Here is a 24,352-nt window from a genome sequence, read left to right on the forward strand (position 1 = left end):
AATTACGAGATAAAAGTGCTGTCAGAGGTCTTTTTTTCGGAGCCCGAATATGCCGGAAGTGTTGCGAGCGCTTCCGGCTTTTTTATTGCAAGGCGTCCGTTAGTTTCATGAGGTGGAATGTCTGTTCATAACGTTGTGTTTAGTTTTGGTTTATATAATTGAATGGTAAAGCGTTAGGTCAAAGCACGATAAGGTTCCGGCCGTCCAGGCTGAACTTCGCGCCGTTGGCTTCCAGCATTTTGAGCAGTTCGGACAGGGGCAGGTTGCGGCTGATGCGCCCCCCGATCCGCAGGTTTCCCGGCTTCCCCCGGTACGTCACATCCACATCATACCAGCGTGCCGCCTGGCGGAGGATGTCTTCGATATCTGCATTGTCGAACTCGAAGAAGCCCGTTTTCCAGGCAATGACCTGCGGCACATCTGCCGGCGCCACCGTGATGGTGCCCGTTGCGTGCTCCACACGGGCCTGCTGGCCGGGTTTCAGCTTCACGTCCTTCACTTTCACCGCCCCTTCCACCAATGTGGTGTTCATGGTTTTTTCGTCCGGGTATGCCATGACGTCGAACCCCGTTCCCAGCACTTCCACGTTGGCGGCGCGGGTGTGCACGATAAACGGCCGCTGGGCGTCGGGGCTCACGTCAAAATACCCCTGCCCTTCCAGCTCCACGATGCGCCGGCTATCATGAAAGGCCGTGGGGAAGCGAAGTTTGGAGGTGGAGTTCAGCCATACGCGGCTGCCGTCGGGCAACACGATCTGGAATTGCCCGCCACGGGGCACGGTAAGGGTATTGTAACCTACGGCCGGTTGGGTGCCGTTGCTGTACAGCAATTGGCCGTTCTGCTGGCGGACGACCGTTTCGCCCTGGCGGATCACCTGGTTGCCGGCACTGTCGAGCGTAACCACGGACCCGTCTGCCAGCGTCAGTTCCGCCTTGTCGGAGCCCGGCGCAATGTCTGCCGGGGACACAGGATTAGCCTGCACAATGGGTTGCTTTGGAATAGATGGACGGGTAAGGAAGTAGAGCCCCCCGGCGCCCAGGAGCGCCAGGATGGCCGCGGCGGCGGCCCAGCGGCGGACGGGCAATCGGCGAACGCGCGTGGCGCGGATGCTCTCCAGCAGGCGGGTTTCCATACGCTGGCTAACTGCCGGGTCGATTTCCGGACGTTCGGCCACCATTTCCCGGAATGCTCCCTGCATCTGTTGCAGCACCTGCCGGTGCGCGCCCGTTTGCCGGAGCCATTCCATGAGTCTGATGGCCTCTTCAGGGGCAATTTGCCCGTCGAGATATCGTTGCAGCAGTTTTTCGTGGTCCGTGGATGTTGACATATCAGCCGGCACCTTTTACGCGGTACCTGCATATAATATCCCGGAAATCATAAAGAGGGTACCCCGTCCGGAAAATAATTTTTCAGGTGAAAGGCGATCGCGAGGGAAATACCGCCGTAGCGGAAGATGTAATCGTGGATGAAACGCATGCCCAGCACCATGTGCTTCTTGACCGCGTTGCGGGAAATGCCCAGGATCTCGGCGGCTTCGTCGTACGTCCGGCCTTCCTGCCGGCAGAGGCGGAAAACATTGAGCCGCTGGGGCGGCATCTGGTTGAGGGCTTCGTGGAAAAGCCGGTCGTATTCCTTTGACTTGATGCGCTGCTCGGGGTCGCCGGATTCGGGGTAAATGTTCAGCTGCGCCAGGATCTGTTCCCGCAGGTTGCGGTCTGTAGCCGCACGCTGGAGGGTCTTGAATGCGTGGTTACGGGCGATGCGGTATAAATACCCGACGAAAGGCAACTCCGGCCGGATGCGGTCACGGATTTCCCAGACTTTCAGGAATACGTCGTGAACAAGGTCCTCCGCCAGCGAAGGCACCTTGCAATATCGCAGCATAAAAACGTAAAGGGATGGGTGGTACTGACGGTATACGGCCGCAAACGCTTGTTCATCGCCGTTCTTCATCCGTTTCAGCAAATCCGTCCCGGATAGATTGCTATCCATGCCGACGCTAAATTTTGGTTGTATGGTAGGTTGTAAAGCTAATTAAATTCGGTAAATCGCCAAATCGGTCATAATGCCTACATTTATAGGCCGGATATACCGGATGGATCTAACCGACAGAAGATGAAGCAGATAAAATTGAGTGTACTGGACCAGTCCGTGATCCGGACCGGCAGTAACGTACGGGAAACCTTGCTGGAAACCATGGCTTTGGCGCAGCTGGCCGACAAACTGGGCTATTCACGCTTCTGGGTGTCCGAACACCACAACATTTCTACCATCGCCGGCTCCACGCCGGAAGTATTGCTGGCTTTTCTTTCCGCGCACACCGAACACATCCGCCTGGGCTCCGCCGGCGTGATGCTGCCCAACCACAGTTCGCTGAAAGTGGCCGAGAACTTCCGCATGCTCGAAGCCCTCGCGCCGGGGCGCATCGATCTCGGCGTGGGGCGCGCGCCCGGGGGCGACCGCCTCACCGCGCGCATCCTCAACCCGCAAAATACGTTCAGCGATAAGGATTTCGTGCAGCAGATCATGGACTTGCAGCATTTCCTCACAGACAATGCGCCCGAAGGCACGCTGTACGAAAAGGTGAAAGCCATGCCCCAGGCGGAAACGGCGCCACCCATCTGGCTACTCACGTCCAGCGGCGGCAGCGGCAGCGTAGCGGCGCATTTCGGCACGGCGCTTTCCTTCGCCCATTTCATCAATCCCGGCGGCGGACCGGAAGTGGTGCATCAGTACCGCGAAGCTTTCCGTCCCTCGGAAACGCTTTCCGCTCCCCTTGCCAACTTCGGTATTTTCGCGTTCGCTTCCGAAAACCCCGAAACGGTGGACCGCTGGCAAACGATCATGGATTACCGCATGCTGCAGATCGAGCGCGGGCGCGATGCACCTTTGCCGTCGTACGAAGAAATCCGTGATCAGGAATACATGCCCGACGAACAACTGCGTGTGAATTACAACCGCCGACGCATGGTGTGCGGATCTGCGGACGCAGTGAAAGCAAAGCTCACCGCGCTCTGCGAACAATACGAAGTGGATGAGGTCGTGATCAGCACCATCGCCGAAAGCCACGAAGAACGAATGGACTCTTTCCGCCTGCTCGCAAAAGCATTCGGACTTTCGCCCCGCAACTGATTTTAACATTTCGCTAAGGTTACATTTTGCAGGCGGTGCGTATAAAGGGAAAATCCTCCTCCTTATGCAACGTCATTCCATGTTGTGGGCAGCCGCGCTGTTGCCCGTACTGACCCTCTATGCCTGCGGGCATCACTACGAATCAGCCCGCCAGATCGATGGCGCACCGGTATCCGACTCCGCGTATTCCTCCCCAACCGGTGTACCGCCCAATGCCGCCACTATCCCCGAAAAGCGGGTAAAGACGGGCGAAATGCGGTTACAGGTAGATAACGTCGTACAAGCCACCATGCGCATGGAGCAGCTCGTCACCCGCGCCGGCGGCATCGTCGAGCAAAGCGAGATCAGGCAAACCGGCGGCCGGCAGGATGACACGCGCTACAGCAGCGATTCCCTCCGCCGCGTTACCTGGTATGCTCCCGAAGCTACTCTACGTTTGCGCGTTCCCGTTATGATTTTGGATTCCGTCGTGCATGCCATCACCGGCATGGCCGCGTTCGTGGAATTCCGATCACTGGCCGATGCGGACCTTTCGCTCCGGCACCTGCAAAACAACCTGCTCAACAACCTCACCCAACAACCCGGAAGGACGGTGGAACACACCAAACCGAACCAGGAACTCGACCTGCGCCAGTACGAAGACGAAGCCAAACGCGGCGTCATCGGCCGCACGATCGAAAACCTCGGGATCGACCAGCTGGCGGCATTTTCCACGCTTACCGTCACGCTCCGGCAGCCCGATCTGGCGGTGGTTTCCATCATCCCCGATCCTGAAAAATTCGCGCGAAGTTATTTCATGGCAGACGCGTCGCAGGCGCTGGGCAACGGACTTTCCGGGTTCCGCGCAGCGCTCATTTTCCTGCTCAACATCTGGCCGCTGCTGCTGGCAGGCGGTATTACGTGGTTCCTTTACCGGAAATGGTTCCCACGGCTGAAGGTGGCACTCGCCGAAAAGCCCAAACCCTGATGCAGCGCAAAAAAGAAAAAGGCGGTCCCGGGTCCGGGACCGCCTTCCATTTGTATACCAGATCAGTCTCTATTCTTGTAGTATCCGCACTTCTGTGCGCCGGTTCGCCTGGTGCTCTTCTTCCGTGCAATTCACACCGTTCGAGCAACGATTGACGAGCCGCGATTCACCATAGCCCTTCCATTCCAAACGGTTTTGCGCAATGCCTTTTTGAACGAGATAACGCACGGCCGATTCGGCGCGCCGGTCAGACAGGCGCATGTTGTACGCATCGTTGCCTCGACTGTCTGTATGCGATTCCAGCGAAATGCGCATGGCGGGATGTTCCTGCAAAATGATCGCCAGCGAATCCAGCACATGCGCGGCGTCCGGATAGCGGATGGCATATTTGTCGAAGTCGTAATACAGGTCTTTCAGCACGAACACATCCCCTACTTTCGGCGGTGGCGGTGGCGGAGGAGGTGGTGGCGGCGGCGGCGGTGGTGGCGGGATGACGGCGAACGCATAGATATCGTCGCTGCCTTTTCCGCCCGGCCTGTCCGACGCAAAATACCCGTTCAGCGGTTCCGTTTCCACGAAATAAAAATCGTCTCTGCCGGAATTGAACGGCGGATGGAGGTTGCGCGGCGCAGACCAGTTGTTGCCGCTGCCGGTGGAATTGAAAATATCGAGCCCGCCCATCCCGGGATGCCCTTCGCTGGCGAACGACAGCGACCCGTCGGGCTGGAAAACGGGGAACATTTCATCGTCGGGCGTATTGATGCCGGGGCCACAGTTCACGGGCGTGCCCCAGCTGCCGTCTGTCTCCCGCGGGGAGAACCAGATATCGGTGCCGCCCTGGCCGCCGGGCCGGTCGGATACGAAATATAAAGTGCGGCCGTCGGGGCTCAGCGCTGCGTGGCCTACGGAAAAGTTTTTGGGATCGTTGTAAGGGAAAGGCGTGACGGTTTCCCCGGAAACGAGGAACAGTTCCAGCCGCCGGGTTTTCACGCGGAGGGCGCGCCTCCACCCCAGCCTTTCCGTTTCCGGGCGGCCGGGCCGGCTGATGGTCAGGTAGGCCGTATCGCTCCCGTAACACACCGGGCCGGTGTGGAAATTACTGAGATCGAGCATATGCGCCAGGTTATCGACGTTCATCCGGCTCGTTTTTTCATCGTTCCAGCGGAAAACGGCGAAATAAGGCAAATGTGTTTGTTTGGATATTTTTTGATCGAGACTGTTCAGCCGGTTGAAGTTCGAGGTGTACCAAAGTTGTTGCTGGCGGCGGAAAGCGCCCCAGTCGGAATACGTGCTGTTGACCTGATCTTCGTTCCTGACGCGAACGGTTTCCGGATTGGCGCGCCACAGCAGGGCGGAATCGCAGCCGGCCATCCGCACCCCGGCGCGGGCGGCTTCCGGGCCGCCGGCGGGGTAACGGGCGTAGGCCTGGCGGGCGGAGTCGTATCGTTCTTCCATTTTGAAAAGGTCGCCGATGCGGATCCAGAGGCTGTCGGCCGCGGGGTCCCGGGAAATGCAGTTCCGGTACGCTGCGATGGCGGCGGGGGCATCGCCATTCATTTCGGCGCTGTATCCCAGCCGGTAAAAAACGTACGGTTTGGCCCGCTTGCGGCCTGCGAGTTGCTGGTATACCGGTGCGGCTTTATCGAACTGCCAGGTCACGAAATAGCGGTCTCCCAACTGTTCGTAAGTGGGTTGCTGCTGTGCCGAGGCAGGAAGGGTTAATACGGCCCCCAGGCAACCGAGGGCAAAGAAATGCGGCTTTTTACACATCGGATAGTTTTTCATGTAACCTATCATAATAACCCCCATCCCGCAGAATTGTTTGTAAGAAAAGGAGTTACGGGCATAAAAAAAGGGGTTGCCCGGCCGGACAAGCCCCTCGTATAGTACCCGGCTGGCAGGCACCATATTGGTTTTATCATAGGAATATGGTATGACTTTATTGCGCCTTGATGAGTTGTACAGGCCCCACCCGGAAGTATTTCCGGAAGGCGATGCGGAAAGCCGCCAGGGAATCGAAGCCGGTGTCGGCTGCGATCATGGTAAGACTGGCTTTCGTTTTCATCAGGGAGTGATAGGCTAAATTCATCCGCAGATCGGTGATGAATTCACCGACGCTGCGGCCATACCTTGCCAGGAAGCATTCCTCCAGCAGACGGGCGTCCAGCGAAAAGCGTTCGGCCAGGCTTTCGGATGTATGCGGCCCGGTGAAGTTGCGACGAAGGAAGTGATAACAAGCGGCGGTTTTGAGGCGGTTCTTGGTAGACATTTTGTACGCCCCGGCGCTGAGGTGCATCGTCCGCAGGAAAACGGTCAGGATAGTGACGGCCTGGCGGCGGACGAAATAGCCGCCCTGGTCGCCGATCTGTTTGCAACAGAGGATTTCCTTCAGCGCACGCTGGCAAACTTCATTGAAAAATACCGACCGCGTGTTCAGATGCCCTTCGCCCTGTATGATGGCCGGCGTCAGCAATCCGTTGAGTTCCGGGTATTCATCCATCAATTCCTTCGCCATTTCCGGCCGGAAATTGAGGTGGAAGCTGTCGAACCACTGCCCCGGCTCGAGGGGGACCGTGTTCAGGTAATCGCAGAGGTTGAAGAGGTCCATCCGCTGGTTCCGCAAATCCGCCAAACGGCCGTTCCCCATGAGCACACGCACGTGGCTGCCGAGCATGACATGGAGGATGACGTTCTGGAAAGGCGTTTGGGGGAACAGGATCATGGAGGTTTTGGGCATCACGTGGTGGAACCAGACGGAAAGCGGCCCCAGCGGTATTTCCTGGGTCACGATCTTGCATTCCGCATCATCCTCGAAATACACGCGGGCACTCCACAACAGGCCCTTCAACTGTTCTTTGGGCAGGCTGGCTACCGGGATGGGCTCGGCATGCTCCGGCCGGTCTATCCACAGAATTCTGGTTGGCAATAATGGCATATCCATACCGTATTCATTTAGACGGTTATTCAATACGACGGCTGAATTTGCCCAAAGCCAATTGGAGAAAAATTAAAACGGGGTATTCAATAGTGATAGTTCGTCGCCCGTGAATCGCGATTTCACGGATAAGTCAAGTTGGAGAAACAAGCGTTTTAAGTTTCGCTTCTTTAATACGTAGTAAAGCATCTAAATTATCATATTAATAATGCAAAAACATACCCTTAGGGGTGTATCCAACTGAAAATATTTTCTCAGGATGCTACAAAAAGAAGCGGCGGAAAACCGTGAAGTCTTCCGCCGCTGGTGATATTCCCGGTAATCAGGATTAGTTCAGCGAATTGATCCAGCTGGCGATGCGGAGGGCATCGGCCTTGGGGACCTGGGGCATGGGCGGCATTTCCGTTGCGTAGCCGGGCCAGTTTTCCGGGTTGGGATTGTAGATCAGTTTCACGATCATATCGTTGGTGTATTTTTTACGCGCAATATCCTTGAACGCGGGGCCTACCTGTTTTTTGTCTGCGTTGTGGCAGGCGGCGCAGGTGTATTTCGCGAGCAGTGGCTTTACTTCTTCGTAGGTGGCCGTTTTGGCGGCGGCTTTTACGGCGGTGGTTTCACCGGGTTTTGCGGCGCCTTTCGCGGGAGCGGATTTCGCTTTGGCGGCTTCGGCGGCTTTCGTTTTGGCGGCGGCCGCTTCGGCTTCCTTCACGGAATTGCGGGTGCTCACCCCGGTCATGGCCAGTTTGGCGCCTTCGGGGATATTGTTGAGCGTATAATAGGCGTTGGGATGCACGGTGGAATAGAAATAATCCTTTTCGCGCACGCCTTCCACGGAAATATTGTGGATATAATACTGACGCAGGTTGTCGACGATCAGGCGGACTTTCGTTCCGTCTTCAGACACTTTCACGCCTTTCACTTCGCATTTCTCGTTGTTGACGGTGGGGCTGCCATACACCGGGTGATACTTGTAAATAAAGCTTTCCACGGAATAGGCGGCCAGGTCGGAGGCTGATTTAGGGTCTACCGGCAAGGTGAACTCGATCTCGAATCCGTCGGGCATCGCTTTTACGGTCTTCATTTCGAAAGGGATACGGTTGTTCCACACCAGGCGCTGCAAACCTTCGTTGGCATCGCCGGCGGAGCCCCAGCCGCGGTTGGTTTCGCCTACGAACAGCGAACCGTCGTTCCCCCAGGCCATGCGCAGCACGCCCGACTGGAATCCCTGTCTGAAATCGAACGCCACGCCCTGGAATTCACCTTTCACCTTCTCCAGCACTACGCGCATGATCTTGCTCTGGCCCTGGTCGCCCACGAGGAGCTGGCCGGCAAACGGGCCGAAGGTATTTTCGGGGATGGGGAGGATTTCGGAATTGGAGATACCCAGCACGCCGTGCGGCAGCCAAACAGCCGGCAGTTTGATCTGCGGGATGGCTTTTTTCACTTCGAACAGTGTTTTGAATTTCTCGTCCACCACGTTTTCCGGTTTCACCATTCTGCCCTGCCCGTTGCGGACACGGCGTTGGTCCACCTGTTTATAGAGGTCTTCGTCTTTCAGTTTGATGGGAGAATTCGGCATATCCGACCAGCGGAGGCCTGCGGGGTGCCCCACGAAGTCGCCTTTCCTTACCTGCCAAACGCCACCGGACCCCATCCAGTCGCCCTGGTTTTCGGAGTAGAACAATTCGCCGTCGATCATGCCGAGGCCGCAGGGGGAGCGCATACCTGTAGCCCAGGGCTCCATGTGGCTGCCGTCTGCAGAAATATGCATTACCCAACCGCGCCAGGGAACGCGGCTTTCACCGCGCCACCATTCTTCATTACCGAACGCTACGTTGCCGGAAACAAAGAAAGAACCGTCGGGCGCGAGTTTCGGCCCGAAGCTGTATTCGTGGTAGTGACCGGAAAGCGGCCAGGCGTAAACGGTTTCGTACACGTCTGCCTTACCGTCGTTATTGGTGTCGGAAAGGCGGGTCAGTTCACCGCGCTGTGCGCAGTACAGGTCGCCGTTTTTGTAAGCAAGGCCGAGCACTTCGTGGAGGCCGCTGGCGAATTTCCGGAAATGCGGGCGGCGGCTCGTGGGGTTTTCCACGATGTAGATATCGCCGCGGCGGGTAGCCACACCCAGGTCGCCGTTGGGCAGCACGGTGAGGCCGCCTACTTCGAGCAGGGTACCTTCCGGTGCGCTCACCTTCAGGATGCGGAAATAGTCTTCTTCTTTCGGCGTTTCCTGCGCAGAGGAAGACAGTTGCGTCATCAGCGGCAGCAGGCACATCGCCGCTTTTTTAAATATATGCTTCATTGCGATGATTCAGTCATTGGTTTAGAAAAGGATGGAATAGCTCAGCTTGCCGCGAACGGGAACGATCAGTTCCTGTTTGTTGCCGGATGTGCGCACCACGGGTTTGGCGCCGCCGGTATCGGTGATGCGGAGGTAGAACGATTTGCCGTCTACCACGTACAGGTCTTTTTCCACCTGTTCGATCTGTGCGCCTTCGGCCAGTTTGGCGAAGAGGTCGGCCGCAGGGGCGGTCACTTCCAGGTCGCGGGTGAAACCGGAACCGTCGGGCAGGATGCGGATGGCGTCAGACACGTTGCTGCCGAAAGCCTGGTAGCGGAAGGTGGGCCGGTCCTTCTCATCGAGCACATATCCTTTGGGGCGGAAGCTGGTTCCGGCGGAATCTGCGCTCCAGGCTGCGCCGGCGTCTGCCAGGCGGTTGAGCGTGAAGGCGGTCCGACCGAAGCGTTGCAGCGTGCCAACGGGCCGTGCGGTGCCGTTGCCGCGCTCGTGCCACATGGGGGTGGTTTCGAGGAAGCCGCCGCGCCAGGCCTGCACGAGCATGCCATTATCGAGATCGTAGGTGTAATGTACTTTTTCGGGGCTGCCGACCGACACGGCGTGGGTGATCTTTTCGCGGCCCGGCGCGTCCATGAAGCTGCGCAGGATGGTGGTCTGATCGGCTTCGAGGAGGATGGGATCGGTGTTGTCGGGCGTGACGGGGTCACCGAACTGGATTTCGCGGAGGCCGTTGCCGGCGATGTAGAGCCCGAGTGTAGGGGCGCCCCAGTCGCCTTCGCGGCCGTAGATGATTTCCACGTCGGAGGTACCTGCGGGAAGGGTTGCCTTGCCGCGGCCGTTACCGCCATACCCGGCGATCTGCTTACCGTTGATGGCCAGGCTGGCGCCGCCGCCCTGGGCGTAAACGCCGACGTTGTAATCACCGGCTTTTTCTACGTTGAGCTTACCGGTGTAGCGGAGCTGATAGCCGTGGGTGAAGGGACCGGCGTTCGCGGTGAGCGTAGGCGCGGAGCCTTTTGCTTCGGCTTTGGCCGTGGCGGGATCGAGCTCGCGGGCGTTGGCCGCTTTATATACGGTGTAGGTGAGGCCGGTCAGGGTAGGACGGGCGGCAGGGTACCCGGTGATATTGATATTGCGGAAGGCAACGGCGCCATGGTCTCCCTGGATGCGCAGGGGGCCCGTGGGGGCTTCGTTACCGTTGGCGCCGCGGGTAGTGCCCTGCAGCTCTACGTTTTCGTGGATCACGACGCCGTTCAGTTCGGCGCGGATGATGCGGGCGTTTTCGGTCTTTTTACCGGACGCGTCGAACCGGGGGGCCTGGAAGGAAACCTTCAGGTGCTGCCAGAGGCCGGGGGCCTTGCTGGCGTTCTGCCTGGGGGCGTAGCCCTGGTAGCCTTGCTGGCCTTCGGGGCGGGAATCGTCCCAGCGTTCGTAGATGCCGCCGTTGTCGGCCGCACGGGGAGCGGGATTGCCCCAGCTGTCGAACAGTTGCAGCTCATATCGTCCCTGGAAATAGATGCCGGAGTTGGAGCCTGCGGCCATCATGTAATCGAGCTCGAGATCGATGTCACCATGTTCTACATTGGAGTAAAGATCTTGTCCATGCTGCTTTTTGCCGGGCTGGTTTACCAGGACGCCGGTGCCTTTGGTGATTTCGAGGGCGTTGGGCTTACCGAGCCGGGCGGATATGTCGCCGGCGATCTGCCAGGTACCGCCGGGTTGGCGGAAGGCGGAAAGGTCCGTGAGCGGCCATTTCCCGGATTGCGCCGCAGCAGGCTGGGCCAGCATCAGGCCGGCACCGCATGCATACAAAAAGCCGATCATGGACCGGCTTACAAAAGTGCGATTCGATTTTTGTACCATAGTTGCTCAAAATAATTATTGTAGTTGGGTTTGAAGGCAAAATATTACGGATGGTAAAGCGTGTCCCCTACCCTTTTGACGCCCCCTGGCTATATCGTTTTAGCATAAAATCGTTCGACCCGCCTGAAAAACGGGCAATTGGCGTGGCAAAACCCATTAGCTAAACGGGCCGAAACCCGCCCGTCCCGCATAGCGTACAACCTACATGAACGGCCGGAAAGCGGTGCCGGCGGTAAAACAGGGCGCCCGGGCCGGCAGCGCTTTTTCGCCCGAAAATAGTCGTCCACCCGCTCCCACCGGCCAGTCTGGGCCTGTTATTCCCGGAAAAAGCCGCGGGCAGACGCCCGCGGCCTTTTCAAATGGTTAATGGAGATGCAAAGTGGAAAGAGTTTGACGGATCAGTTGACCGGTATTGTCTTATCCCTGAACGTCATCCCCACATTGTTCTGATCGTAATTGGAAAACGATACCGGCGTCAGTAATTGCAGGTTTTCCCATCGCTCATTATAATCGTACGGGTTGATCTCACTATAGCTGGAACCTGCCAGAATCTTCACATAAGTTGCTTCCGCGACGATCTCCGCAGGAATGTTGACTTCCGTGAAAGATACTGAATTCGTTTGCCCCGAACCGGTAACTGCGCCCACATAATATCCCTGGCTATCATAAAACTTCATCCCGATATATACCGTTTCCTCGCGGTACACGTAGTTCGACGGGTTGTAGACCCAACTGAACCTGAAGTAATGACGGTTGATGTTCGACCATTGCTCCCTCATCTGGGTGCCCTTCATTTCCGACAGCGATCCCTTGAGTGGCGTTCCCACGCCGCCGGGCGGCGGGTTTACGCTGATATTGGTGGTGGCTACGTTGCCCTGGTTATCGTCTACCTGCACGGTAACGGTATAGCGGGAGGTAGGTATCTCACCGGTCGACAGCTGGAAATACGCGGACGTATTTGAACCGTTGGGCCACATCACGCCATATTGGGTTTGCCCGCTGTAATTGATGGCCACATCCAGCAGATTGGCGCCGCCTGTATAGTTGCAGGCCACGAGGATGTAGGGAGGTCCGTTCAGCGAATACCAGAGGTCCATCCCGAGGTTTTCCAAGATTCCTGACGTGATGTTCATCCGCTCCTGTTTCAGTTTGATTTTTTCGGGAACAGGTGCTATATCCTTTTTACAGGAAACGATGGCTGAACAGCAGATCAGCAGTGCCATCAACAACCGGCCGGCGTGTTTTTTTACGTGCATGATGATTAAGCTATGAATGGTGAAAAAAATGGCGGAATGTTTCCTCACTTCATTGTCATCGTTTCATCGAACAGGGTGCGGTGCGTTTCTCCTGGCTGGTTCATCCAGTATTTCACCTGCAGCACCTTCGCGACGGGGTCGTACTTGTTGACGCCAGACGGGTCTAGCTGGGCAGACCGGCCGTTGGACGAGGGCTGACCGTGTTTGTTCACCACGCCGGTTACGTTATTGGCGGCATCCAGCGTAAACACCAACCCGAAGGAGCCGTAATACGAAGGCGAACCGTTGCTGAGAATCTTGTGGAACACGTCATGCGTCTGATCGTCGTCTACCATTTCGAGCGTCAGTGCTCCGGTTTGCCGGAGCGTGACGTTCCAAGGATAAGGCCCGGTGAGCGATGCGTTCGTATAATCGGTCATGGTGCCGGTACATACGAAACTGCCGGATGCCGGATTAACAGGCACCGTTGCTTCGGCGTAAAACGTATCGATGCATTTGTCTGGAAGGTAGGCGGTGCGGAACACCAGGGAAACGGCAGACGGATGAATATTCTCCAACGTGTCGAAACTGGCAGCAGTACCGGCAATCCTTTTTTGCTGCAGGGTTCCGCCGGCGTCTTTATACGTAACGTCCGTATACCTGGCGGAAGCATCCGCCTCGAAAAATTGCAATGCGAAGCCTTTCCGGCAGTTGGACGCCCGGATTTTCCGGATGAAAAGCTCCGATTCGAACCGGCTGCCCAGCGCCCTTCCGCTCACGATGGCAGACTTTGGCGTGGATGAATTGCCGGATCTGTACATCGAAACGATCTCGAACGTGTAATCCCCTTCATCCAGGCCCGGCACGATCACTTTCATGACGGCGTTCTGCTTATCAGGGATGACTTCCTGTTTCTGCTGGCGGTTGTTCCAATACAACACGTATTTAACGATATCGGGATCTTTCGACTGGGTGAACTGTACTTCTATTCTCCCTCTGCCGGCATGTGTTTCCAACTTGTAGGGAACGCCCGGATAAAGCTGTTCGCCATTTTCCAGGTAAGGCGCATAGGAGTGGTCCATTTTCGTGCATGCGGTCAGGAGGATGACCGCCATCATCAGCAATGAATATTTTTGAAACATGCGAGTAGTAGTTTAAAAGTCTGGAATCTGGATTATAAATAATCGCCCATGAACTTGAGGGAGGATATTTCCATCCCCAGGCCACCGCTGAAGGTTTCTATGAGCATCAGCCTGAAATAGCGCATGGGAACGGCCGGGAGCGGCATGGTGAATTCGGAGCCGCTGTCGATCACTTCATGATCCGCCGCGTTTTGCTGGCCGTAGGGTAATCCTGAAGGTTTGACCAGTTCGTACACCCCGCCGATCTGCGTCCAGCTGCCGTCTATCGCGCCGCTGGGATTCGGGTTCATGCTGCCGTATATCTTGAAGAAGCGCAGCGTGCCGTTTTTGAACTCGGCCCCGCCGTTTTTCCGCATGTAATACCGGAAGCGGCTCAGTACGACCGGTTTGCCCATATCTACCGTGATACGCGGCGGCGTTGAATCGCCAGGGTTCCGGACACCATAGAAGGAATAGTCGCCCGCCTGGTACGGATTTCGCAACGGCACGTTGAGATCGGAACCGCAACAGGCCGTCTGGTCGCCCGGCAAGACGAGCGCCTGCATAATGGTCCGGTCCAGCTCCACTTCGTTCATGGAACGGACGGTTTCCCAAACGGTATCGCTGGTATTGCCCCAGCGGTCGCGCACACAGGCCCCGTACTTCCGGTCGCCCGACCGGAATCCGCGCACGGAAAAGTTGCCGGCGGTATTTTTTGTATAATGCGTGTAAACGTATTCCCCCTTCCCGATCGTGTCTACCAGCGAAATGATCGCGATTTCCCCGCCGGTGGGGTTTTCAAATGCGATATTGGCCCCTCCGAAATCTCCGTACACTTTCAACGAAGCCTTCACACTCTGATACGGTGGAATGCCAGGATGAACGGTCACTTCCACCGGGTCTGATTTCACCTCGCTGCGGTTGACACAGGAGAGCATCACTTTGTAGTCGCCTTCCCGCTCAAAGCCCCTCACCACGATAGTGTCGGTGTAAAACGAAGATTTCACCTGTTGGGAAGCCGTGGAGTTGATCTTGAAATCGGCCTGCACGTACAGGATACCCTGTTCGGCCGGGATATCGTATATGATGGTGGCTCCGCCGGGAAAATTCTGGACGCGCACATTTTTTACAGGCAACGGCTTTTTCCCGTCTTTGTAAATCGGCTCCCTGTCGGTACCCGTCTGTTTCTGGCAGCCGGAAAAGACCATACCGGCAACGAACAACAGGCTATATGAGATATATTGGAATGATTTCTTCATGATGTAATTTTTGATGATGGGAAAGCAGGATTACCACAACGGGTTTTGCACCAGGTTAGGGTTTACGTTCAGATCGTTTTCCGAGATCGGCGCCAGGTACTCGCGATAGGTATTATTGGGCGTATAGAGCGTCCGCATCCGGTAGAACATCGACGGTGTGTTCTGCTGGATGTCCCAACCCGTAACCGGACGGTTCATGTAATCCAGCCGTTTCCAGCGGCGCATATTCCAGTAGTTTTCCCCTTCGAAGATGAATTCCGCCATCGTTTCATGCTGGATGATGCCGCGAAGCCCTTCTTTGGAAGCGGGCCGGGAAGGGTTGCGGGAATGATTGGCCCAGGATTCCACGACCCCGTTCAGCCCCGCTCTTGCGCGCACGCTGTCGAGATACTGGTAAGCCCTTGCACCGGGGCCTTCCGTTTCGTTCAATGCCTCGGCATACATCAGATACAATGCCGACAAACGGATGGCAGGCCAGGCGTAACCATCCGCCAGGTATGAATTCCCGGTACCGGAGGTTTTCCAGCTGACGATCTTTTTCGGCCAGTATCCCGTGAATGAGGTCCGCGACAGGCCGTTCGACGAAGATGAGCCCCACATGGTATTGATGTAAAGCAAGTTGTCTTCGTTAGGGCGTTGCTTCATGAAATAGGAAGAGCCGTCAAACGCGAGGTCGGCGTAAAAACGGAATTCCCGGTCGATATTGAAAGACGATGTCGTATAGTTGGGCTTCAGGATAGCGCGGTGCGTGGCGGGAACGGTTTTAAGGGTGGTGTACCTGTTTGCATAATCCCAGGAAGGGTCTTCATCTATGGGCACGCCGTTCTTCGTATAGAATATCTCGCAGGCTTTCATATTGGCCGCCCACAAGGAAATGGTGTACGAATACACATCGTTCCTCGGTGCGCATTGCCGCTGCAAAGCGTCTGTATTGCTGTGCGTGAGCGTCCAGATCACTTCGGAGTTCCATTCTTCCGTTACAGCTCCCCTGATATCCATGCATATCCGCGTGGAATCGCCGATATCTTTGACATCGAAAGGTTTTACGAAGCGGTGCAGTTTGTAACCGGCATCATGCGCAGACTGGATGGCGTCTTCACAGGCCTTTGCGGCTAAAGTCCATTTTTGCGCGCTGAATTCGGGATTGAACAGCGGCTGGCCGGTGGCATGGCCGAACGCGGCATAGTCTTTATTCCCGTTGAAAAGCGGGCTGGCATTCAACATCAGCGTATAAGCCCGGATGGCCGTCGCGATGGGCTGCGTCATTCTCCCCAGTTCTTCGCGCTGATTGGTGATGATAAGCGGAAGGTCGGCTTTCGCTTCATCGAGCAATTGCACGATATAAGCCGCCACTTCGTCTACCGGCTGCCGTTTCACCCTTACGGCTTCCACCCCTGCGGAAATAGGCAGGCTTTCCTTCACGATAGGGATCGGCCCATACATCCGCAGCAGCCAGAAGTGATAGAACGCCTTTAGGGTCTTAACTTCTGCGATCCACCGCCTGCGCTCGGGCTCCTGGATATCGGGGACCTTGTGAATGTTGGCCAGGAAAGTATTGCAGGTACGGATCGCCACGAACATCGGCGTGCCGCCGTAATCGCCGCCGCCGCTCCAGTAATTGGCGATGGGGTTAACGACGTTTTGGTAGTCATACCCCAACTCGATGATGGAATTGCGGATTCCGGACTGCGAGCCCGGATAGGGCGTAGAAATTTCGCGGGACCCGAGGATGGAATAATTGCTGCTCGCATCGCCCAGTTCCGGGATATAGGAATAACAGGTGAACAGATATTTTTTGGCGGTGGCGCGAAGCTGGAAAGCCTGGTCGAGCGTAGCCACGTTGTCGGGTACGATATCCAGGAACTTTTTGCAGGACCCCATCGTGGCCAGGCAAGCCACCAGCAGAATGCGTATGATCTTCATGGTAATTTTCATTTTCGTGTCAGGATGTTGATAGAATGCGGTGATTATTTGATAGACAGCATCACGCCGGCGTTGAATACTCGCTGGATGGGGTACCCAAGGCCATTGCCTCCCATTTCCACATCCCACAGGTTGAATTTGCTGAAAGTGAAGAGGTTGTTCCCGTTCACGTAAACGCGGGCATTGGTCAGCCGCAGCCTTTTCATGAGATATGCCGGAAGGGTATATCCGATCTCGGCGGATTTGATGCGCAACAATGCACCGTTCCGCATGAACCAGGTGCTGGCCTGGATGTTGTTTTCGCTTTTCTCGATGCTGAGGCGCGGCCAAAGCGCGTAGATATTCTGGTTGTCTTCGCTCCAGTGATTATCCGCCCAAACCTTCAGCAACTGGCGTTGTTCCTTGATAAACGGCGAAGTCTTGTCCGCATTGATCCAGAACGATTCCCGGGCAAGCCCCTGGAAGAATACGGAGCAGTCGAACCGCCCGAAACCGGAAGACACCCCGAAGCCATACACGATCTCCGGCGTAGACGGGAAACCGATGGGCGCCTTGTCGAGCTCGGTAATCTGCCCGTCGCCGTTCAGGTCGCGGTATTTGATATCTCCGCCACCATAAGGACCAAAATTCTGCCGCGGGGAATTCCTGGCATCGAGATCGTCTACGAACAGTCGTTCCGCGATATATCCCCATTGCTGGCTGAGCGACTGGCCAACGTGCAGTTTATTCGCTTCTTTATACTGCGGTTCTTCATAAACATCGAAGGCACTGGTGGCATACGTAAAATTGGCCATGCCCTTTGCCCACCAGTTCCGCCGGATCTGGTGCGTAAAGTCCAGCGCAAAATCGATCCCCTCCGAGTGCGCCTTTCCCACGTTCGCGCGGGACATTGCCGACAGCCCCATCGTGGTAGGTACCGAAGCACGGTCCATAAGAATATTCGACCGCTGTTCGCGATAGATATCCATATCGATATTCACTTTTCCCAGAACAGACATTTCCAGCCTCAGGTTCGTTTTCGCAGCCTGTTCCCAGGAGATGTCGTTATTGGCGTACCGGGAAATGCTGATACCCGACAGCGTATAATTTTTTAACGTACCGAACGTCATGCCCAAACCGCCGTCTTTCATATTGACGTTGGAGAGATAAAAGAACCGGTCTTTCGAGTCGCCGATCGCATCGTTGCCCACCAGGCCGTATGTAGCGGCGATCTTCAGCTTAGGGATCCAGCTCTTGTAAGGGTCCCAAAACTTTTCTTCCGAAATGGTGTAAGCCACGCCTGCGGAAGGGAAGAACCCGAAGCGATGGGATTCGTGGAACCGCTCCGACCCGTTGTACCCGAAGTTGAACTCCGCAGCATAACGCCTGTCGTACACATACGTCATACGGCCAGACAAGCCCAGGTTCCTGAAAGGCAGCGATCCCTGGAGAGAGCCCGAGTTACCGGCAAGGCTGCTTTTGGCGATCCCCACCAACGTTCCGCTTACACTGTGTACATTATCGAAAGTGCGGCTGTAATCCGTGGCCAGCTCCCCGTAAAAATCGGCCGACAGGGATTTCGGGCCTTCCTCGTAGCCTAAATATTCCGTACCTGCCGGCGCTTCCGACTGGCCATCTTCCAGGTTGAGCGGCCGGATGGAATAGCCCTTCGTGGCGTAGTCGTAGTTATAGGCGACATAATAGAACGGATTATAGGAGCGGGAAACGGAAAACTCACCAAATCGCTGAACGTTGACCATTCCCCTGGCAGACAGGCCCTTGGTAATGAAGTTCAGTTTCTGGTTCAGGCCCACCTGCGCGTTGATATTATACCGGTTGGATTCCTTATATCCCCTCATCAGGTCGGCGTACGGATTGTTGTACTTACCTTCTGCCGCGTTGCCGAACATGATATGCTTTACATATTTCGTTTCCTCTGTTTGTTCGTAAGATGCAGGGAACAACACCGAGTTGGATTCCATGATCTGCGCATAAATATCCGAGCCGCCTTTCAACGGGCCATTGTAATCGTCGAAGCTGCCAGATACCCGCACGATCATTTCCGTTGTGGGCGTTAGGTTGATATTGATATTGCTTCGGATGGAATAGGATTTGAGTTTGGAGTTGCTGTTGAAGTTGTTCTTTTTATCCACCTTCATGATACCGTTATCGATGTTCATGGAGCCTGAAACATAATACCGCGCTACTTTTCCGCCGCCGCTGAGGCTGAGGTTGAAACGCTGGTTATTGGTGGAATTCTTCAGCAGCATTTTCTGCCAGTCGGTAGAAGGGAAAACCACCGGATCTGTGCCATTCCGGGTATTTTCGATCTTGTCTTTGGAATACAGCAGTCCTCCCAGCGGGTTCCTGGTGAGGATGGCTTCATTGGCCAGTTCCATATAGGTGATGGGGTCTGCCATTTCCACGTTTCGGGTGGATTGGGAAAGGGAATTTTCCGCGCGGAACGAAAGTGTAACGCTCCCCTCCTGCCCCTGTTTGGTGGTGATGAGGATAACGCCGTTGGCGCCTTTGGAGCCGTAGAGCGCTGTGGCCGTTGCGTCTTTCATGATGGAAAAACTGGCGATATCGTCTACCTGCAACCGCGCCAGGTCGGTGGCGGAGGATTCGATGTTATCGATGAGGATGAGGGGGGATTTGCGGTAACCGAAGGTAGTTACGCCCCGCACGAAAAAGTCGGCGTTATCGAAGCCCGGTTCGCCACTCCGCTGGAAGGCGATCACCCCGGCCAGGCGCCCTGCCAGAGCGTTCGTAAGGTTACTCACGGGGATTTTCAGCTCGGAGGGTTTGATGGTGGTTACGGCGCCGACCACTTCCGACTTCTTTTGCCGGCCGTGCGCTACGATCACCACTTCTTCCACTTTTCCTTCCAACGGCTTCAAAGCAACCAAAATGGGGCCGCTGCCGGTTACCGGAACTTCCTGCGGCTCATAGCCGATGTAAGAAACCACGAGCACGGCGCCTTTATCGGGCACTTCGAGGGTGAACCGGCCCATTGCATCCGTAGCCACGCCTTTGCTGGTACCTTTCAATTTGACGGTAGCGCCGGGCAGCGGCATGCCATGCTCGTCTGTTACGGTGCCTTTCAGCGTGATGACGAGCATTTCCGGAACGGATTCGGGCGCTGCGGCGCGGGGAATGGCTTTGGTGATGACGATGGTGCGGTCCACGATCGTGTAATCCAGCTGCAGGCCTTCCAGGCAGCTTTTCAGGGCCGCGTCCAGCGGTTTGTCGCGAATATCCACATCGATACGGCCCACGTCTTTCAGCAATTCGTCTTCTACGAAGAACTGCATGCTGGTTTGCCGGTTGATTTCCCGGAAGATCTGTTTCAACCGCATATTCCTGCCGGAAAGGGTGATCTGTTGACTGTAGCTGCTGGCGCTCACCTGCATACAGATCCCGGTTAATAAGAATGCCGCTGTTAGTTTCATGGCCAATTTTGAATAGAAGCGATTACCGGGCCGCCATGGCCGGCTCGACTTTGGTTGTAAATGCATACATTTGTTTTAGGCCGTTTTGCTTTGGCATCACGGTAGTTGGTTGATAAATAAACTTTCCGACAATCGTTTATGACCGGCTTCATCTGCCGGTGTCACCCAATGGCATAGCCGTTCCGTCTTCCTCACGGAACGGTTTTTTATTTTGGGTCCAACCGGAATGTTGAAATTCGGGTTATTGTTTTACCAGGATTTTCCTTCCGTTTAATTCGCATTTTACGCCGGCCAACTGCATGAATTTCAGTACATCGCCGACGCTCCCGCTCCGGCGCATGATCCCTGAAAACCTGCGTCCGGATGCGTTTCCGGCATACTGGACCTCCACATCGTACCATCGGCCGATTTCCCGCATAATGTCTGCCAGCAGCTGGTTGTCGAAGTGGAACATCCCGTTCCTCCAGGCCGTAGCGGCTTCTATATCGGCCGGTGCTACCGTGAACACACCCTGCCGGGTTACGCCCTGTTCACCAGGCCTCAGCACGGCACTGTCCGCCCCAGCTGAAAACCGCACCGACCCTTCCACCAGCGTCACTCTCGCGTCTGGCTCGTCTGCATATGCTTTTACGTTAAACTTCGTTCCGAGCACTGAAACTTTCATCCCGTTTGCCCGCACTTCGAACTTCGCCCCCTGCCGTTTCGCCACTTCAAAATAGGCTTCGCCGCTGACTTCCACCGTTCTCACTACATCAAATATGGTCGGGAAGCGGATAGTGGAAGCTGCATTGAGCCAGGCCTTGCTTCCATCTGGAAGTACGATGGCATAGGTGCCGCCTTTCGGCGTGGCGACCGTGTGAAAAACGGGCTCCGCATCCACCGCCTGCTTTTTATACGACAACATTCCGCTATCGATTTTGGACACGGCCGCTCCGCCCTGCAGCGCCAACGTGCCGTTCCCCGCACTTTCCAGCTGGATAACTTCTCCGTTGCCCAAAACGAGCACGGCCTTGTTACCGGCCGGAACGGGCGGTGCGCTCCATTTTACCTGCGCCGGCCCCGTTTCGGAACGCCCGGCGTTCAGTGCCCACAGCCCTGCGATCATCAGCAAAACCGCCGCAGCTACGGCAGGCAGCCAGCGATACACGCGGGCATGGCGGCGCAGTGGCAGGCGGGAGAACAAACGGTCCCGCAACGCCTGGTCCGTAAAACCGTCGAACCGGCCAGATGCCAGGTCTTCGGCCAGGCGATCGTCCAGCTCATCGATATGGTCTGGCAGCAGGCGGAACAGTACGTCCGACTCTTCATCGGTCAGGTTACCGCTGAGGTATTTTTGCAACAGGATGCTGAACTCCGGGCTTGCGCCGTTTTCATGCTTCATGGAACATCAGGTATGTGATCAGTTATAAAGACACCGGTTAAGACAAAGTGTACCAGTGCCAGTGATAAATTTCTGCAGTGAGGAGGAAAATCAGTTGAACGGTATGTTCCTGTTTTTTTACATAAGCACGGATAAAGGCCATGGCCCTTGCGAGATGGTTCCGCACGGTGTTCCGGGAAAGCCCCAGTTCGGTGGCGGCTTCGTTGAGGCTGATACCCTGCTCCTGGGTAAGGCGGAAAACGGCCCGTTGCTGGGGCGGCAACTGCAGCAGGGCTTCTTCCAGTATCTCGAGGGATTGTTTGCGGATGATGGCGGATACCGGTGCCGGCGGGCCAGCATCGTCACCGGCCAGCAATTGTTCCCGGATGAATGCGCGTTCCCTGGCGATATCGCGCAAAACATTGAGCATATGATTGCGGGTGAGGATGAAGATGTAAGATTCCAGCTGGTTGACGGCCGGAAGGGAAGCGCGTTTGGTCCAGAGTTTCAGGAAAATGTCCTGCACGGCTTCTTCCGCCAGCGTATGTGACTTTGTATAAGCTATGGCTACTCCGTAGATCCTGTCGGAATATCGTTCGAAGAGCCGGCGGAAGGCGGTCTGGTCGCCATTGGCCAGCAGTTCCAGGTAATTATGGGATTCAGCGATCACGTGGACAACATTGAAAAATTAGACGGTACCTGTTTTAGTCGTTGTTTCATGGCAACACGTGACAGGCGGCAGGGGATCCGGCCTTAGAGACCTTGGCACCTGGCCTGGCAGCATATAGATTCGGTGCATTCATCTAGTCTGCGGTTAGTGGTGTTTGCACGGGTTAACGACACCCGTATTCCGAAGATAACCCGGAGGTGCAGGGGGGATTTGGCAGATTTTGATGACTTCCGATGTTTTTTTTGCGCATACTGGAAGGTGAAGAGCGCGCAAAGGCGTCATTGCCCGGGAACCACCTTTAGCAACAGCGTTCCGTTTTCTCCAAAGCTGTATGACAACGTACCGGTGGCGGACAGCTGTTGCAGAAATGCGTTCAGCGGCAACTGCCTGTCGAGGCGACAGGAGAACCGGGCTTCTCCCTCCACCTGTACTTTTATGCCATACCAATGCCCGATCGCGTCGGCGATGGCAGGCAGCGGAGCGTCATCGAAATAATAGGCGCCTTCCTTCCAGCCGACGGCTTCCAGGGTTTTAAATCCCTGTTCGGTCATGCCTCCGTTTTCCGTCCACGAGGCTTCCCGGCCGGGTGTCAATTGCAATTCGAGGCCGTTACGCCGTACTTTCACGGCGCCGGTGAGGAGGGAAACGCGTCCTTCACCGGGTTTATAGGTTTTAACGTTGAAAGTAGTGCCGAGGACGGTCACTTCTCCCCCGCCCGACCGTACCACGAAAGGTTTTTCGGGATCGGGCGCCACGTCGAAAAAGGCTTCGCCGGTTAGTTCCACCGTTCTGCCGGATTCTCCGAAATCTGCAGGGAACCGCAGCGTGGAGGCGGCGTTCACCCAGATGGTGGAGCCATCGGGCATTTTCACGCGGTAATCCTTGCCCGGGGGAACGTAGAGGGTGTTCATCGTGGCGGCGGGCGCGTTTTCCGCCGGGGAGATCTCCATGCCGGCGGGCTCCATTTTCAGTCCTTTGACGGCGGCGGGTGTGCCGGCCTTGAGCTCCCGGCCGTCGGCCAGCACGAGCGTCACTTCGGTAGAAGCGATCGTGGCGGCGGCAGGCGCTGCGGGCCGGATAATGAAATAACAGATGCCCGCGGCAACGGCGGCTGCGGCGGTAATGGAATAATATAACTTGCGGCGGCGGGCGGAGCGCCGGGCAGGCAATGCCGGCCAGTCGATCGCCGCGGCGCGGGCGAACCCGTTGGCCAGGTCGCCATCGCTGAAGCGGGCGCGGTAAGCGTCCCAGGCTTGCCGGGCAGAGGGGTCCGTGGCGATCCGGTCTTCGAGCAGACGGTCGTCTTCCGGAGCAATGACCCCTCCCAGCTTTTCGCTCATCAATTGCATTAAATATTCTTCTTCCATGCTATTTCGGTAACAAAACACGAAACCGGCCTCCGCGGGTGAATGCGGAGCCGGCTATTTCAACATGCCGCGCAGATCGCGCAGCGCCAATGTCATATGCTTCTTGACGGATTCCTCGCTGATGCGGAGCGCCAGGGCGATCTCGCGGCGGGAACGGTGTAAAATATATCCCATGAGGAAAACCTTTCCACGCATTTCCGGCAATTTGCCGATGGCTGTTTTCAGGCGTTCCTGCAATTCCTTTTCGGCGATGCGGTCATTGGCTTCCACCTTGCCGGGGATGGGCAGTTGCGCCTGGCGCTTCTTCATCACTTTATTCCTTTCCAGCCGGTTGAAACAACGGTTGCGGACGCTGACATAAAGAAAACCCTTGAGATGCCGCAGATCAGTGAATTCGCGCTGCATTTCCTTCTGCCAGTAATCGAGAAAAAATTCCTGCACGATCTCTTCGGCTTCCGCTTCATTTTCGAGGATACCCAAAGCAGCCACCCACAACCATTTCCGGAATGCGGTATAGATGTATTCGAATGCTGCGGCATCTCCTTGCCGGAGCAGTTGCAACAAATCGTTCGGCTGATCTGCGAATGTCATAGCATATTGTATCTACCGGCCGCCGAAAATACAGCGTCTTGCACTGTTTGCGCAACAGGCCGGGAAATGATAAACTAAAATACTCTGCACTGAAAGTGCAGAGGTTTGGGTATGCCGGACTAAAGTCCTACTCCAGCATTAAATTTTCAGCATTAGCACCTGGGTCATCCTTGTGGTGATCCAGGTATTCTTGCACCAT

17 protein-coding genes are annotated in these 24,352 nt (G+C 56.0%); 2 read left to right on the plus strand and 15 right to left on the minus strand.

The features are described 5' to 3' along the window. Nucleotides 1-178 precede the first annotated feature (178 nt). Together EJ361_RS03420 and EJ361_RS03425 are read right to left on the minus strand one after the other, a co-directional pair. Nucleotides 179-1,327, minus strand: coding sequence for a FecR domain-containing protein (locus EJ361_RS03420; protein WP_126243931.1), 1,149 nt, complete (start codon nucleotides 1,325-1,327; stop codon nucleotides 179-181). Nucleotides 1,328-1,374: 47 nt separating this feature from the next. Then, nucleotides 1,375-1,992 carry an RNA polymerase sigma factor gene (locus EJ361_RS03425; protein ID WP_126243932.1) on the minus strand — a complete coding sequence of 206 codons (618 nt, stop codon included), beginning with the start codon at nucleotides 1,990-1,992 and terminating at the stop codon, nucleotides 1,375-1,377. Between the two features lie 123 nt (nucleotides 1,993-2,115). On the opposite strand from EJ361_RS03425, the gene EJ361_RS03430 reads away from it, so the two are divergent. Together EJ361_RS03430 and EJ361_RS03435 are read left to right on the plus strand one after the other, a co-directional pair. Next, on the plus strand, nucleotides 2,116-3,132 hold the full coding sequence (locus EJ361_RS03430; RefSeq protein WP_126243933.1) for an LLM class flavin-dependent oxidoreductase: 1,017 nt from the start codon (nucleotides 2,116-2,118) through the stop codon (nucleotides 3,130-3,132). Between the two features lie 64 nt (nucleotides 3,133-3,196). Next, nucleotides 3,197-4,099 carry a DUF4349 domain-containing protein gene (locus tag EJ361_RS03435; RefSeq protein WP_126243934.1) on the plus strand — a complete coding sequence of 301 codons (903 nt, stop codon included), beginning with the start codon at nucleotides 3,197-3,199 and terminating at the stop codon, nucleotides 4,097-4,099. A 69-nt stretch (nucleotides 4,100-4,168) separates the two neighbouring features. Here the strand turns inward: EJ361_RS03435 and EJ361_RS03440 are convergent, their stop codons facing one another. The 13 genes from EJ361_RS03440 to EJ361_RS03500 form a co-directional block, all read right to left on the minus strand. Beyond that, nucleotides 4,169-5,884 carry an OmpA family protein gene (locus EJ361_RS03440; protein ID WP_164714062.1) on the minus strand — a complete coding sequence of 572 codons (1,716 nt, stop codon included), beginning with the start codon at nucleotides 5,882-5,884 and terminating at the stop codon, nucleotides 4,169-4,171. Between the two features lie 154 nt (nucleotides 5,885-6,038). Further along, nucleotides 6,039-7,034, minus strand: coding sequence for a helix-turn-helix transcriptional regulator (locus EJ361_RS03445; RefSeq protein ID WP_164714063.1), 996 nt, complete (start codon nucleotides 7,032-7,034; stop codon nucleotides 6,039-6,041). 328 nt (nucleotides 7,035-7,362) lie between these two features. Next, nucleotides 7,363-9,336 carry a c-type cytochrome gene (locus tag EJ361_RS03450; protein WP_205686915.1) on the minus strand — a complete coding sequence of 658 codons (1,974 nt, stop codon included), beginning with the start codon at nucleotides 9,334-9,336 and terminating at the stop codon, nucleotides 7,363-7,365. Between the two features lie 21 nt (nucleotides 9,337-9,357). Then, the gene (locus EJ361_RS25810; protein ID WP_240646534.1) at nucleotides 9,358-11,157 is read right to left on the minus strand and encodes a 3-keto-disaccharide hydrolase; all 1,800 of its coding nucleotides are present in this window, start codon (nucleotides 11,155-11,157) and stop codon (nucleotides 9,358-9,360) included. 437 nt (nucleotides 11,158-11,594) lie between these two features. Further along, a complete protein-coding gene (locus tag EJ361_RS03460) occupies nucleotides 11,595-12,452 on the minus strand; it encodes a hypothetical protein (RefSeq protein WP_126243938.1) in 858 nt (285 codons plus the stop codon). A gap of 44 nt (nucleotides 12,453-12,496) precedes the next feature. Further along, entirely contained in the window at nucleotides 12,497-13,573 is a 1,077-nt protein-coding gene (locus EJ361_RS03465; protein ID WP_126243939.1) for a DUF4998 domain-containing protein, read from the minus strand. Between the two features lie 32 nt (nucleotides 13,574-13,605). Further along, nucleotides 13,606-14,811, minus strand: coding sequence for a DUF4959 domain-containing protein (locus EJ361_RS03470; RefSeq protein WP_126243940.1), 1,206 nt, complete (start codon nucleotides 14,809-14,811; stop codon nucleotides 13,606-13,608). A 30-nt stretch (nucleotides 14,812-14,841) separates the two neighbouring features. Further along, a complete protein-coding gene (locus EJ361_RS03475; protein WP_164714064.1) occupies nucleotides 14,842-16,734 on the minus strand; it encodes a RagB/SusD family nutrient uptake outer membrane protein in 1,893 nt (630 codons plus the stop codon). A gap of 44 nt (nucleotides 16,735-16,778) precedes the next feature. Next, nucleotides 16,779-20,165, minus strand: coding sequence for a TonB-dependent receptor (locus EJ361_RS03480; RefSeq protein WP_205686916.1), 3,387 nt, complete (start codon nucleotides 20,163-20,165; stop codon nucleotides 16,779-16,781). A 241-nt stretch (nucleotides 20,166-20,406) separates the two neighbouring features. Then, entirely contained in the window at nucleotides 20,407-21,546 is a 1,140-nt protein-coding gene (locus tag EJ361_RS03485) for a FecR family protein (protein WP_126243943.1), read from the minus strand. 37 nt (nucleotides 21,547-21,583) lie between these two features. Continuing rightward, nucleotides 21,584-22,195 carry an RNA polymerase sigma factor gene (locus EJ361_RS03490; protein ID WP_126243944.1) on the minus strand — a complete coding sequence of 204 codons (612 nt, stop codon included), beginning with the start codon at nucleotides 22,193-22,195 and terminating at the stop codon, nucleotides 21,584-21,586. Nucleotides 22,196-22,473: 278 nt separating this feature from the next. Beyond that, complete coding sequence (locus tag EJ361_RS03495) at nucleotides 22,474-23,562, minus strand: FecR family protein (protein ID WP_126243945.1); 1,089 nt, start codon at nucleotides 23,560-23,562, stop codon at nucleotides 22,474-22,476. A gap of 54 nt (nucleotides 23,563-23,616) precedes the next feature. After that, nucleotides 23,617-24,153: a sigma-70 family RNA polymerase sigma factor gene (locus EJ361_RS03500; RefSeq protein WP_126243946.1), complete on the minus strand. Its 537-nt coding sequence runs from the start codon at nucleotides 24,151-24,153 to the stop codon at nucleotides 23,617-23,619. Between the last annotated feature and the right edge of the window lie 199 nt (nucleotides 24,154-24,352).

Source organism: Chitinophaga rhizosphaerae, assembly GCF_003958645.1.
Classification (GTDB): domain Bacteria; phylum Bacteroidota; class Bacteroidia; order Chitinophagales; family Chitinophagaceae; genus Chitinophaga; species Chitinophaga rhizosphaerae.